Here is a 14,487-nt window from a genome sequence, read left to right as displayed (position 1 = left end):
TTATTTAAAGGTTGCGTTGAGGCTAAACGAAACGGATCGAGAAAAAGGATATTCTATTCCGCGTTCTCTTCGTACAGTTGAGCTGTAAAAGATATCATTCAATATACTGTTGATTCTTACAGTAGAGAGATTTAAACGGTCTAACCAAGTTTTGTTTCTAAACTCATAACCAAAGCTGATACTTTCGCCGCTGAATGAGTTTTCACGTTGTATAAATCTGGAAGACATTGGTGTTATATCTGTGATACTTATTCCTCTGAATTGGGCGATGTCTCCTGGATTCTGCCAACGGTCGTATAATGCACGTTTATCTTGATTGTTTTTTACAATTTCTTCTTCGGACATATTCTCGACTTTATCATACAGTGCCTTATTGAAATTGTCTTTACGAAGGATGTAACGCACCAAGACATTGGTGGTAAATCCTTTGTATGAAAGTGTGCCTCTCAATATACCTTCGGCGAGTGGTTGGGCATTGCCAACTGCAACTAAATCATCGGCGTTATAGTTAAATGTCTGTTCGCCAGCTTTTGTCAGGAATATTTCCCGACCGGAAGAAGGGTCTATTCCCTGAGACTGAACAGCCCATAGCGTATTTGGACTATAACCGTCTCGATATCGGATGAGGGCATTGCTCTGTTTCATCTCGTTATTCAGTGCGCTCAATTTATTGTCAAAATGTGCATACTTGGCTTTTAACATGGAGCCTGTTAATCCAAACGTCACTATGAACTGATTTTGTGGTCTATAAATAGGAGAAAAGTTGATTGTCGCTTCAAGTCCTTTATAATCCAGCGTTCCGGCATTAAATGGATAAGCTGATAATCCGGTCGAAGAGGGTAGGGTGACAGCGACCACCAGTGGATCGGTGAATTTGTCGTAGGCATTGATCTGAAAATTCAGTTTATTATTAAATAATGTCGCATCTATACCCACGCTCGTCTGCCTGGTTCGTTGCCATTCCAAATCTGGAGCACCCAGTGCAGATAAGACAATACCTTGCCCAAATCGGTTTACATCTGAATTATAGTCAAATATTGACTGACTTACATTCCCAAAGTTTTGATTACCTGTAATACCGATGTTTGCTCTCAAGCGTAGCATGTTAATCCAGTTAGCTGTTTTTGCAAATCGCTCATTGTGTATATTCCAGCTTGTACCAAAGGAGTAATAGGGAGAAAATAAGTTGTTGGAACCAAAACTAGTGGAACCATCGAGATTATAGTTTATGTCAAAATTGAAACGTTGGTCATAAGAATAATTGATGGAACCGAGTATTGACGTTCGACGTGAAATTCTCGTGCTTGCAGCGGGTTTAGAGTCCTGTTCAAAACCAAAGGCAAAACTCGGATTACCGTTACTTGCTGCAGGAAAACCTACTGCCTTATATCCATTGAGCCGATTTTGTGATTCGCTTATTTCTCCGCGAAGGTTTGCTGTAATGGTATGTTTATCTTGTAAAACCTTCGAGTACGTTAACATGGCGTTTGCGGTATATCCAAAGGTGGAGGATTCTCTATGCGCCAAGGACCCCTTTTTGCGGTTTTCAACACCTTCAAAGGAAGAATGTAATGGAGAAAGGAAATTATCTGTATTTGTCATCCCCTTACTAATCTGTCCGCTCGCTGTTAACCGAAGTGCCGAATTGAAATCATACGTCATCATCAGGTTATTGTTGATGACATAGTTTTTTGTCGTATTAAAGCTTGAAAGATTGGCATCGTAAATCGGGTTAAATACGTTCCATGAATAATTGGAGGTGCGGGCATCCTCTTTATAGGTTAGGAATTTTTCAGCGGCAGATAGGGGTCTGTAATATGGATTTGTATTTGCCCATGTGGCGAAACCACCATAGGGTGATTCGTTCCCTGTATATCCTGTAACAAAGGCCCGATTGGCAATATTTAATTTACCAGCGCGGTAATTGAGATTCAAGTTTGTGGACCAATCGTCACGACCTGAGCCCTTCATGGAGCCCTTTGTATTTTTGTAATTGACACCAGCATCAAATACGAGCGCACCTTCTCCACCACGTGCACTTAAAGAATGTCGATGGGAAAAACCTGTCTGAACAGGGATCTTCAACCAATAGGTATCAACTCCGCTCAATACTTCCTGAAGTCGGGCATTATAGATACTGTCGAGAAGGATCTGTTGTTCAATTAAATTACTTTTGGCGGTATAGCGTCCTGACAAACGTTCAAATTCTAGTTTTTCAGGAGCATTCATCATGTTATAACTGGAAAGGTCGGGAATTTGAGCCTGCATATCCGTCGTATAAGAGAGCATAATCTTTCCCGCTTTGGGTTTGATCGTTTCGACAACAATAACACCGTTGGAAGCTCTCGATCCATAAATCGCAGTGGAAGCAGCATCCTTTAGAATCGTGACATTTTGAATGATATTCATGTCAAGATCCATTATTGTCCTTAAATTTGTCTCAAAACCATCTAAGATGAATAACGGTTGGTTGGGATCTATTGAAAATTCATCACGAAGAGCAGATGTCGAAATACTGGTTTGCCCACGTAGTTCGATTGTGGGTAGCATATTGGGATTTGACCCCAGTGCATTGTTTTCAATCTGAATAAAAGAAGGATCAAGTGCTCTTAAGCCAGCAACTACATTTTGGTTATTGACCATTTTAAGTTCTTGGCCCGTAAATGATGCTGTTGCTCCAGAAAAGCTTTCCTTTTTGCGTGTCATCATTCCGGTCACAACCACCTCATCAACCTTCTGTTCTAACTTTTTAAGTTTAATAACAATGTTAGAATTTGATTTGTTCGCTACAAATTCCTGCTTTTCAAAACCAAGAACAGAAACAATAACAGTTTCACCCTCGGATGATGAAGGAAGATTAAATATGCCATTAACTTGGGTTTGGACAGCTTTTCTGCTATCACTTTTCAATCGAAGAGTTGCACCAGCGAGTGGTTTACCCTCTTCGTCTAAGACCTTGCCCGTAATGAATTGTTGTTGCACTTGATTTACAATCAAGCTAAAATGGTCTATTTGAGCAGTTTTGATGACTACGGTCTTTTTGACAATCTCATACTCCAATCCATTCGGTTTGAGAATGGCATCCAAAGCCTGTTGTAATGTTCCGTTTTCAAGTTTGATACCCCTGTTCTTGATCTTGTCCAGGACAACATCCTTGTAGAAGAAGCTGTACCCCGATTGTTTCTCCAATTGTTGAAACATTTGTTTGATGGAAGACCCACTCGAATTGATTGTAATGCGTTGTGCATTGGTTGTGCCGTATAACTGCATCAGACTGATTGTCAAAAGAGCAGAAACCAGATGGAATCGCAGTTTGTTTTTTCTGTTAAATACACGGTCTAGCGTGTTGTCTATACAGCCTGCTGTAGGAGATTCGGTCCAAGGTTTTGGATCGGAAAGGGCTGTACTTTTTGCATGGTTCTCCCATGGAACCGGAGGTTTTGCCTTCCTGTTGTTTTGCATTAGGTTAATGATTTATAGTTCAGTATTAATAATTTAGTTTTTCAGTAGGATTGTTTTTTGTTGATTTTTATTTTGAACGATATCGAAATTCAGATCAGCTGCTTGAAGGACGGTTAGGATTTCCTGCAAATTCATGTGTTTATTGATTTTTCCACTAAATCGCTCGTTTTTTTCTGAGTAGTCAAGGTGGACGTTGAGATCGTACCACCTAGCCAACTGTTGCATGATTTCATTCGGGGAGGCATTATGGAAAGTAAAATATCCATCTCGCCATGTAACATATTCTAGCGCATCTACATTTTTCTTATTGAGTATGGCTCCTTTTGTCACCGCTTGTTGATTAGGTGTTAAGAGCATCTTTTGCTGTTGATGTTGCACTTCTACTTTTCCTTCAACAAGTGTTGTTTTTGTGATAGGTTCATTATCGTAAGCATTGACGTTGAAATGCGTGCCCAAGACCTTGATTTGCTGCTCGGCAGTCTTTACAATGAAGGGTTGATTTGGGTTTTTGGTTACTTCAAAATAGGCTTCACCATGGAGTTCTACCGAGCGTTCCGCTCCAATAAACTTCGAGGGGTAGCTTAAGGAACTATTCGCATTCATCCATACTTTGGTTCCATCAGGCAGCACAATTTTAAAGAGCTGTCCTCTGGGAGTCGAGAGGGTGTTTTGGACAATATGATCCGCATCGTCATTATAAACAAGTTCTCCATTTTTAATTTCTTGGACACCTTCAATTGCCTGTGTAGACTGTCCCTGCTTATTCAGTATAACAACTTTTCCATTTTCAAAAGTAAGTTGTACATTCTCCTGAACAGGTTTTATATTGGCCAACTGTTCGGGGGCTATTTTGTCAAAGATCGCATGTTGATAATAGTAATAACCCCCAACACAACTGAGTGCAATCGTAATTGAGGCTGCAATACGAATGGCGTAGCGATACTTTTTCTTGAAAGAAATAGGTTCATTAAATAGAATAGGATTGAGCCGTTGTTGAACACGAAGTTGGCTCATTTGAATTTCCTCATCTGATGGCATCTCTTGAAACTCGGTATCCTCAAACCACTTTTTCAGTCGGCTGTATTCCTCCTTGTTCTCAAAGCCTAATAGATAGTTTTTGATTAGTTTACGTAATGCGTTAGGTACTTTCATCTATTTAAATTAGTTACAAGAGTCTAGTCTTATCGGTATAAATGAACTCGTTTCACTCGGTTCATGCTGCCTTCGGCTGCTTCAGCTGTGATGAAACGATCAGATTTATTTATTCCTTTGTGTGGCATAAATACATCATGATGGTTTCATCGTTCTATTTGGTTAGCCTCGTATACATATAGTCATCAATTGAGACCGGAGCACCTACGCAGAAATGAAAAAAGATTAAAAAAAAGAAAGGAAAATTTGAAAGTCTTTGGTAATCAGTCGCAAGCGTTTGAGCGCTTTGTTGATTTGATTTTCGACAGTGCTTTTGGATAAGCCATATTCAAGAGCAATCTGATTGATAGATTTGTGATTGACCCGGCTTTCATTGAAAATAATTCGGCAACGATCTGGAAGGTTTTGTATTTCTTCCTGGATAAGATCGAGCAAATAGCGATAATGTAAGCGGTCTTCGATAGGGGCATCGTCGATTATGAGGTCTACTTTATCAATTTCAACCAGTAATTGTGTGCTATTTTTGTTGAAGTAGGAGTACGTTAAATATCGGGCTCCAGTCTTGAGATAAGATTCGATATTGTCGATTTCCTGTAAGCGGCTACGGTTTTTCCAAATACTCAAAAACAGGTCATGTAAAATATCCTCTGTTGCCTCTGTATTTTTAGTTTTCAGGTATACATATTGATAGATCTGTTTCCAAAAATGGTTGTATAATGCATCAAATGCAGTCCGGTCGCCTTCAGCAATGCGTATTAGCCATGATGCAATTGTATTGTCCATTTTTTAGTTACCCCTTGTGCTACAAAGGTATTTAAAAAAAAGATAGGGAAAAATACGTTAGGTTGAGTGGGGAGAAATATGGACTAACAAAAATAATAGCGCATGATCAGTCTATTATTTTCGTTAGATTCCATATGTTGATTTTTTGATGAATTCCTATTATTTACTATAATTCTGCTCTGTAAATGCTGTATAGAAATAATCTATTGAAGCCAGGATAGGCTTATAGACGGTTCTATATTTGACCGTACTTGGAGTGACGATATTCTTTAAACTTGCAAAATCTTCGTAGGGTGTAATACGAACGGTTGTTGAATCGCCAGTATTATTGAGGTAGGTTACCTCTGTAAATTGCATAGGGTAAAACGTACCTTGTCGGGGCAGATTACTTTCCCTGGCCAATACAAGAAAATGTTCATTCGCATTTGTTTTGTCAAACTTTAGAAAGGAACGATTTACCAAGGTTCGGATATAGCTTTGCCCATAAATAAACTGACTTGTCGTTACTGCTCTTGAGCTATCTCCTTGACTTGTGAATGAATGTACGCTGGCCGTATAAGTTGCTTCAGAAAGCCCTTCTAAAGCAATCAGCTTAATTTTTCCATGTTCGTTGGCTTCTATTGGATAACTTTTTATTTCTGCAACAGGCGAAAGACTGCTTCTTAGATAGATCTTAACGCGATCAACTTTTGGATCTGTCGTTGCTCTAAATCCTAAGATTGCCCGTTGGTTGCCGGGGATAATCAATAAGGAGTCTACTCTTCCCGGATAATAAATTTCACCATTTTTTAAATACTCACCATAATAGTAATCTGATGGCTTACAACTGTGGGCCAAATAGATAATACCGATGGCAATTAGCATATAATTTAATATTTTTCTCATAATTTATCAGTCTACATATTTACCATATAATTTCAATTCGGATATTGCAACAGTAAGTGCATTCCCTAAGGGCTGTTCACGAACCCCATTCCAGGTACAATTCACTTTTATGCGGAAATATTTAAACCCTCCAGGATTTTCCCAATTCACTTCGAAATCTTCGCCTTTACGCGCATAATCCTGGTCTTCGGCATTTGCATTCGTTCCAAAAGCTAAGCCGGAGGGACGCACTCCTTCAAATGTTCCAAGCATTGTCCAGGATTCCCAGGATCCATCCTGTGCCGGTGAATTGCTGCCATAGAGTTCAAATTCTTTCGGATGGGTCGCCTGAAACAATAAGCCATTGTTGTCATTTCTTCCCCAAAGTTTCACGCGACTTATCTGTGCCTTTTTGCGTGCGTCTAATGTAAACTGAAAAGGTATCGGCGCTGCTTTACCCCACCATTGTTTGTTGGTGGTATAATAAGGGGAGCTTTCGACACCATCAAATAGTGATATCTGCATTTCTGCGCTTCCCCCTTGGGCATTGTAATTGCTGATATAATCACCATTTCTATTCATATCGCTATACGCGGTGATGCCATTATAAATCAAAAGATTATTGATCTCATACTCCTCTTGAGGGGTTAATATCCGTTGGATTGTATCAGATACATTGCCCCATTGATCGCGTACGACAATACCATAGGTCGTCGCAATAGGTTGCTCCCCACGGACGCGAACGATTCCTTCCTTTGATTTGGTGTACGTTTCGTTCAGCACATTCCAACCCGTAATGTTGGTATTTGGATTGGTCCCATATTTGAATACACGTAGTATAATATTGGATGCGTCCTTGTTTTCGAATTTTAGGTTCACCCCGCCAAATGTGCTGTAAAAGAAATCATCTGATTTAAATGATTCTGCCAGAATGATGTAATTTGGTTTTCCAGTCTTGATCTTAATACTGACGGGATCAGACTCTACGTCTCCGACAGAAATCGCAACTAACTTTACTTCATGCTCACCGATGCCGGCATAGCCCTGTACCAACACGGTGTTATCATAGATACTTGCCTTGGTGATCATCTCCTTGCCGTTTTCTAATATATATGTTGCTTTTACATAACGCAGATCAGCGGAAGTAGGTAGATCGTATTTGATTTTGGCTCCCCCGGGAGCTTCTTCGTAAGTCAGGTTTTTTAGTTCGCCTGGTTTTTCTCCCTTTCTCGCAGCCGTAATGCCGATATCTTCCTTGCAGCTTGTCCACAGGATCGGCGTGACGAATAGGATTGTCAGCAATAATTGTCCCGTTTTGTTTAATATATTTTTCATCATTGATATTTCTAGATTAAATTACCACCCCGCGCTTTGGACAAGGTTTGGGTTCCGTCGTCTTTCATTTAAACTCAATGGCCAAAAGTAATCGCGGTCCATAAAGGAACGAGTGTATAATAGCGTTGTTCGATAATATGAACCTTCTGAAGATTGATTGATGTCCCATCCCAAAATAGGATTGTTAAGTTCTTTTACGGCATCTTTCCAACGACGGAGATCCCAGAAACGGATGCCTTCGAGAGCAAACTCACTTGTGCGCTCATATTTAATAATATCCCGGAAACCTTCTTTTGTTGTAGGTTTGTTGGGCGAAGAGGAGTAGTTTTGCCAAGATTCCACGACACCTTTTAGCCCGCTGCGTGCCCTTACTGCGTCAATGTATGAATAAGCTTCTGCTGAGGGACCGTTAATCTCATTTAGTGCTTCTGCATAATATAGAAAAAGATTGGCCAAACGCATGATAGGATGTCCATATAATCTAGCGGTGTATGCATTGCTTGCGCCCACTGTACTTCTATAGTTGTAGTGTTTTTTTGAAGCATATCCCGTCCAATTGAATCGTGTAGGATCGACTTTTCCTGACGAACCAGAATACTTAAGATCGATATTATAAGCGTTGGCGTCTGAGCCTGCCTGTAACATAAATACACGACCTGCATCGAACATTAGTGTGCCATAAAACCTGTTCTCCCTGTTCAGGTTCATGCGTGCAGTTTGTTTTCCTGCCACAAGATCATATTTATATGCATCTGTATTCGGCACAGTAGTCAAATCGAATCTGGATGTATAGGGATAAGTGATATCTTCATTGATAGGTACACCATTTTTGGAGTAAAACTTTTCAACGATATTCAATGTTGCAGACATAAACCCCAACAAGGTGCCTGATCCGGCATTGGCTGTGTATCTGGGTAGCATGAAATAACCTTGTATCGTACCGTTAGCAGTAGATTTTGTGTCGAGCCATAATACTTCTGGGTTATCGGTGTTTTCATTATAGGCCTCCCGGATATTCATTTGAAACTGGGTGCTTGCTTGTGGTGTAAACCCGCCTGTGGCTGTCCAAGTATGTAATTTTTTTCCATGTTCTGTCGCGAAAACAATAGCATCTTTACAGGCATTGGCTGCCAATTGCCATTTTTCAGCCGAATAGCTGTGGTTGAAGAGTTCTTTTCCATCTGTATTCTTTATTGAAGCTTCAACACCGGAATTTCCATTGAACAAAGGGCTGGCTGCGTACATTAATATTTCTGCCTTCATCGCCTTAGCAACGATTTTGGTAATGCGCCCGGTCTCACTATTTACTGCTGTAACATCATCCATTAAATTGGGCATTGCCTCATCAATTTTAGTTACAATGTAACTGAAGCATTCATCCACACTATTTCGAGCGAGCTGGGAGGAGCCAGGGCTGTCATATATAGGGATATTTTTATCCCGAATTGGTACTGGTCCATATTGTTTTAGCAAAAGGAAATGGTAATAGGCTTTTAGGAATTTTACTTCTGAAACCCACATTTGTTTTTCTTCGTCGGTCATATCTGGTACCGACATGATGTTATCGAGAAATGTATTACAATTGGTAATACCGACCCAAAGATTGGTCGCTCCATTATTTCCGTCCCAAGCATTTAGCAAAGGATTATCACCATTTTGATTTCCCAAGGCAATCCTCCAGTTAAAATATCCAGAGTATGTAGACTCTGAATTCAACCAGAACTCGTCTCCGGAAAGCCAGCCGGGATTATTTGTCATCGAAAAACTAGGCGGTAACTGACTATAACAAGTGACCAGATAGCGTTCGGCCATCGTACGCATTGCAAAGGCCTGATCCAGTACAGGGGCATTATCTGGTACAACATCCAGAAATTTGTTACAGGAAGTCGAAAGTCCCAATAATAATCCCAGTCCAATTATATTTTTCTTAAATCTTATTTTCATAATTCCTATAAATTAGCATTGATACCAATGTTAAATACCCTTTGTAAGGGATAATTTAAGGCATTGCCCCCCATTTCAGGATCCCATAATTTGAAGGAGCTAAACCGTAATAAATTTGTCGCGCTCGCATAAATACGTAGATTCTTGACTTTGTATCGTTGTGTTAGTTTTTTGTTGAATGTATAACCAAGCTCGACTTGTTTGAGTCGAAGTAAACTGCCGTTACGCATCCAGAATGTGCTTTGAACGGTGTTATTGGCCATAGGCATGACACTAAGACGAGGCCATGCTGCATAAATATTCTTATTATCTTCGGACCAATAGTTATTTGCCCATTCTTGAAAAACTGCATTTGGAGATGTCTCTGAACCAAAAGGAGCTATCCCTTTACTGACGGGGCTGCTGGTATTATTGGTCGTAGGGTTAATGAATAGTGATGTTCTACCTACTCCACTAAAGAAAAAGGAACAATCTAAACCTTTATAACCCGTACTAAGTCCAAAACCATAATTGATCTCTGGCGTTGTAGGATAACCGATTGGCATGCGATCATCATCATTGACCAGCCCATCACGGTTGACATCTAGGTATTTGATGTCTCCACCACGAACTGTTGAACCAAATTCCTGCGCTGGGCTGTTGTAAACTTCATTGTCGTCGATGAACAATCGTTCAGCTATATATCCAAATTGGTTCGCGACAGAAGTTCCTTTACGTTGACGGTACTCATTTTTATAAGCGGGTTCTTCATAGAATGCATATTCTCCTGTTGCGAAAGTAAATGTTCCTCTGCCCTGAAACCATAAATCGCTATTTACGGATTTGTTGTAAACCAGTTCACCATCAAAACCCTTGCTTTTATATTCACCAACATTGGCGAAAACAGAAGCGGTAAGTCCATTGATTGAAGATAATGATCGTGCTTGGACGATGTTATCCCGATATTGTTGATAGAAATCTCCGGTAAATGCTAGCGCTCCATTAAACAAGCTTAAATCGATACCTAAATTGGTCTGCGTGGACACTTCCCATCGGATATCAGGGTTCGCATACCGATTGACAACAATACCATTTACCGTTCTTCTTCCTGATTCAGCGGGTAAACCAAAAGAATAACCGTATTCAGCGCTATTGAGGTTGACATCAGAAAGATAGAAGAATCTGGTGTCCAAAATTTGGTCGTTTCCAAGTGTACCTCTGGTAAAGCGGAATTTCAAATTATTGACAACATTCCGAATCGGTTCAAAGAATTGCTCTTTGGAAACATTCCAGGCTAGACCGAAAGATGGAAAAAATCCCCAACGAAATTTGTTGGAGAACTTCTCCGATCCATTATAACCAAAAGCAAACTGCGCATGATAGCGATCATCATAACCATAGGTAAAGCTACCGGAGAAGGAGACGTTCCGATTAGGAAGCGTATTTATCAATGAGATGTTATTATCAACAGGCGTTTTGACATTGTCCCGAATCGTATTGATCAGCATACCGAATACATTGTGCTTTTCATTAAATGTTCGTTGAAAGGAAAGTTGATTTTCCATATAAAACACAGCTGATTGTGTCCTCTCTCCAGGCACAAAATCAAGATATTCTGTTCCAGTTTCTGGATTAATCTCTCGATATAATAATGAATTATTTGTGGGGTCAGTTCCGATCGGCTCGTAATAAAAGGGGCTGTATTGCCGGGATTGGGAGAAATAGGAATTTCGCCCAATGTTAAAGAGACCTCTATACTTTAATCCTTCTAACAGTAGCTCCGAAAAATCCTGTTTTAGCTCTAATTGAACCTGAATGTCGCTTCGTTTTCTTTCCGAATATCCACGCATGATCTGTGCGTAGGGATTTGCATATTGTCCCTTATCCGCATTTCCGAAAAGTGGATGCTGGATGTAGGACTGGCTTGGGCCAGCTTGATATACAGGGAGAAATAAGACGGGGTTGGCACGCAGTGCTAGGTTGTATGCTTCAGCACCATTGGTTGGTGGGCCACTATAATTTTGAAGATTGGCTACCGTTCTTACCATGGCAAACGTTGATTTCGTTATATTGATACCAATGTTACTGCGCAGGTTCATTACTTTGAAATTCACATTGTTATTAAAGTTATTCAACGCATCCATCTTTAGAAGTCCATTGTCATTGGTGAAATTTCCACTGACATTATAATTCGCGATCAGACCTCCACCCGAGACACTTAAATTGTAGTTTTGCGTTGTTGTCGTTTGTTTCGTTAGCGCATTTAACCAATCTACTGCAGGGTAGGTCATTGGGTCGTCACCTGCCGCAGTACGCTCGATCTTAAATTGGCTATAAGGCTCAACACCAAGAGGGTCACGTGTCGTTACTGCTTCGTTGTACATCTTCATCCAGGTCACAGGGTCCGCAAACTTTAATGTTTGGGTAGGGGCGGAAATCCGTTGTTCAGCTCTAAAATTGATGGTTGCAGGGCCATCACGACCGACTTTTGTCGTAACAAGTACAACGCCGTTTGCGCCACGGGAACCGTACACTGCGGAGGCTGTGGCATCGCGCAAGATGGAAAAATTTTCAATGTCATCAACAGGAATACGCGCTAAATCATCAGCAGTAACTTCCATATTGTCAACGAGAATCAATGGCCTGTTGTTGGTGCCAAAGGTTCCGACTCCTCGAATAAAGAAGTCAGCATTATCTCCCCCTGGTTCGCCGCTGCGTTGGAATGAGACTACACCGGCAACTTTACCCTGCAGGGCAGCTGTAAGGTTGCTTACTGGAGCACGAAGTTCTTTTGGACTTAATGAAGAAACTGAGCCGATGAGATCACTTTTCTTGGAGCGTTGTCCGAAAGCTGTAACAACAACTTCATCAATGGAGCTTGAAGAAGCTTCTCGTAAAATAACATCAAATTTGGATTTTCCAGTGATAGCTATTTCTTGAGCATCATAACCTACCATTGTAAAGAGAAGTATACCGTTGCTCGGGACTTTTAATATAAATGCTCCATTAATATCCGTTGCTGTACCTAAACCTGATTTTCCCTTTACATTGATGCTTACACCGGTGAGTTTGCGCCCCAAGCTGTCACTAACTGAACCCGTAATTTGAATTTCTTGTTGTATGTTTAAGCTTTTGTCTATAATCAGTCTATTCGCTGTTTTATTCGGATCGACTTTAGCAGGGATATTATTTTTCTTGATAACAACGGTCTTGTCAAAAAAATCGTATGTAAAGTTTGAATTTCCCAATATGATGTTTAAAGCCTGTGTAAAGGGGATGTTTTTTACATCGATGGAAATGTCTCTGTTGGCGGATATTTCGTTCTTTTTGTAGAAAAACGTATATCCACTTTGTTTTTCAAGGTCTTTTAAAATCACTTGAAGACTAGCATGTTGCCTTTTGAGCGTAATCTGCTGTGCGTAGGTATGGGCATCCACTTGGGATAGTCCTAAGCCGATCAATAAAGTAATTAGGTTGATCCTCATGAGAGATCGGGATAATGGTTGCACAAAAAAAGGTCTTTGTTTATCACTTTTAGGGCCATTAAGGGACACAGGTTCTGTATCCAATGAACCTTCATGAAAAACCTTCTCCTTCTTAATGAACGGAGTTAGTAAAAATTTCATTAAATTCGTTTGATGTTAATGTATTAATAATTTAGACGTTAGACGATGCTTTAATATCAATTGTATCAACGGGTTCTGCTCCAACAGAATCCGTTTTTTATTGATATTAACAATGCTATTTAAGGGGGTAATTGTTCATTTTTCATAATTCTTGGCAATTTTGGTTAAGTAATGATTAATTTGATTCGATTGTTCTTTTCAACCAAAGCTTTCGTGTTTAGATCAGCATAATTGAGCAACTCAATCAACTTGTTTAGGCTCAGATTGCGTGGTATTTTTCCGGTATACTGTTCCTTATTTTCATCCCGTTTATAACTAATATCGATATTATACCATCTCGCGATTTGTTGCATGACCTCATCAGTATTACTTCCATTGAAATAAAACTGGCCATTTTTCCAGCTCAATACCTCTTCAATATTCACAAGATGTGAATTCAATTTCCCTTGTTGTAGTATGGCTTGTTCATTTAGCTTGAGGCGAACAGCATGTTTGCTGGGGTCTTCTAGGGTCACAAGTACTGCGCCTTCAGCTAATGTTGTCTTGGTCTGCCCGAGGCCTAGATAGGCATTAACATTGAACTGAGTGCCAAGTACTTCTATTTTTTGTCCTTGTGTCTTGACGATAAATTTACTTTGATTAGAGGTTTTGCGCACATGAAAATAAGCCTCCCCTTGTAGTTCGACCTCCCTGTCGCCTTGATCAAATGAAGTCGGATAGGATATCTTCGAATCCGCATTCAGCGTGACTAAAGTACCATCTGATAATGTCAGATCATACGTTGCACCTTTCGGTGTGTACATACTGTTTTTTTGTACGCTTATTTGTCCGCTTTTGGCATCATGATAACTAATTTGTCCATTACCATCTTTTTTAATGATCACATCACCAGTTTGGATACTTTGATTAAGTGGGAGTTGCTCTAGATCAATTTGTTTTCCATTCCCTAGGATAATAATTGCTTTTTCTTTACCTGCTGTGGTTGACGCAAGTTGTTCAACTGTTGCCAATCGTTCAGGTTCGGGCCAAAATTTTAAAATTGAAAATCCAATTATTAATAGCGTTGCCGTTATTCCGGTATATCGGATAGCAGGATGTAGGATAATTTTCTTTTTTCGACTTTGTATATGCTTGATAATGCTCTTCCGTGCATTGTCTTGAATGTTGCCAAAATCGGCTTCAGAAATATCATTCCTTGATTGTTGATCAAACCAATCAAATAATTCTTTCCTTCCATGAACAGTTTCCTTCCTGTTCAAGAAGTTGGATATCAACTTGTATACTTCATTTAGTTCGTTCATAACAGGTTCCATTGGAATGGTCAGTTATTATATAGGTGATA

General features: G+C 40.0%; 8 protein-coding genes. All 8 read right to left on the bottom strand.

Annotated elements, in window-relative coordinates; translation table 11 throughout:
* Positions 1-3,462: a SusC/RagA family TonB-linked outer membrane protein gene (locus AC07UV_RS06340; protein ID WP_495183068.1), complete on the bottom strand. Its 3,462-nt coding sequence runs from the start codon at positions 3,460-3,462 to the stop codon at positions 1-3.
* Positions 3,463-3,495: 33 nt separating this feature from the next.
* Positions 3,496-4,614, bottom strand: a complete 1,119-nt coding sequence (locus tag AC07UV_RS06335) for a FecR family protein (protein ID WP_495183067.1) — start codon at positions 4,612-4,614, stop codon at positions 3,496-3,498.
* Positions 4,615-4,839: 225 nt separating this feature from the next.
* Positions 4,840-5,397, bottom strand: a complete 558-nt coding sequence (locus AC07UV_RS06330; protein WP_495183066.1) for an RNA polymerase sigma factor — start codon at positions 5,395-5,397, stop codon at positions 4,840-4,842.
* Positions 5,398-5,556: 159 nt separating this feature from the next.
* Positions 5,557-6,282: a DUF4998 domain-containing protein gene (locus AC07UV_RS06325; RefSeq protein ID WP_495183065.1), complete on the bottom strand. Its 726-nt coding sequence runs from the start codon at positions 6,280-6,282 to the stop codon at positions 5,557-5,559.
* Between the two features lie 6 nt (positions 6,283-6,288).
* On the bottom strand, positions 6,289-7,599 hold the full coding sequence (locus AC07UV_RS06320) for a DUF5000 domain-containing lipoprotein (RefSeq protein WP_495183064.1): 1,311 nt from the start codon (positions 7,597-7,599) through the stop codon (positions 6,289-6,291).
* A gap of 18 nt (positions 7,600-7,617) precedes the next feature.
* Positions 7,618-9,540: a RagB/SusD family nutrient uptake outer membrane protein gene (locus AC07UV_RS06315; RefSeq protein WP_495183063.1), complete on the bottom strand. Its 1,923-nt coding sequence runs from the start codon at positions 9,538-9,540 to the stop codon at positions 7,618-7,620.
* Positions 9,541-9,545: 5 nt separating this feature from the next.
* Positions 9,546-13,145 carry a TonB-dependent receptor gene (locus AC07UV_RS06310; RefSeq protein WP_495183062.1) on the bottom strand — a complete coding sequence of 1,200 codons (3,600 nt, stop codon included), beginning with the start codon at positions 13,143-13,145 and terminating at the stop codon, positions 9,546-9,548.
* A gap of 164 nt (positions 13,146-13,309) precedes the next feature.
* Positions 13,310-14,446, bottom strand: coding sequence for a FecR family protein (locus AC07UV_RS06305; RefSeq protein WP_495183061.1), 1,137 nt, complete (start codon positions 14,444-14,446; stop codon positions 13,310-13,312).
* Positions 14,447-14,487: the final 41 nt, after the last annotated feature.

This window comes from Sphingobacterium sp. GW821-FHT03E03 (assembly GCF_059420745.1).
Note: the sequence above shows the minus strand (reverse complement) of the source record. Positions and strands in the feature narration are given on the sequence as shown.

What these genes read in the sequence shown, in the direction of transcription:
- AC07UV_RS06340 (WP_495183068.1), bottom strand. Translation starts at nt 3,462, where the DNA reads ATGCAAAACAACAGGAAGGCAAAACCTCCGGTTCCATGGGAGAACCAT.
- AC07UV_RS06315 (WP_495183063.1), bottom strand. Translation starts at nt 9,540, where the DNA reads ATGAAAATAAGATTTAAGAAAAATATAATTGGACTGGGATTATTATTG.
- AC07UV_RS06305 (WP_495183061.1), bottom strand. Translation starts at nt 14,446, where the DNA reads ATGAACGAACTAAATGAAGTATACAAGTTGATATCCAACTTCTTGAAC.
- AC07UV_RS06330 (WP_495183066.1), bottom strand. Translation starts at nt 5,397, where the DNA reads ATGGACAATACAATTGCATCATGGCTAATACGCATTGCTGAAGGCGAC.
- AC07UV_RS06325 (WP_495183065.1), bottom strand. Translation starts at nt 6,282, where the DNA reads ATGAGAAAAATATTAAATTATATGCTAATTGCCATCGGTATTATCTAT.
- AC07UV_RS06310 (WP_495183062.1), bottom strand. Translation starts at nt 13,145, where the DNA reads ATGAAATTTTTACTAACTCCGTTCATTAAGAAGGAGAAGGTTTTTCAT.
- AC07UV_RS06335 (WP_495183067.1), bottom strand. Translation starts at nt 4,614, where the DNA reads ATGAAAGTACCTAACGCATTACGTAAACTAATCAAAAACTATCTATTA.
- AC07UV_RS06320 (WP_495183064.1), bottom strand. Translation starts at nt 7,599, where the DNA reads ATGATGAAAAATATATTAAACAAAACGGGACAATTATTGCTGACAATC.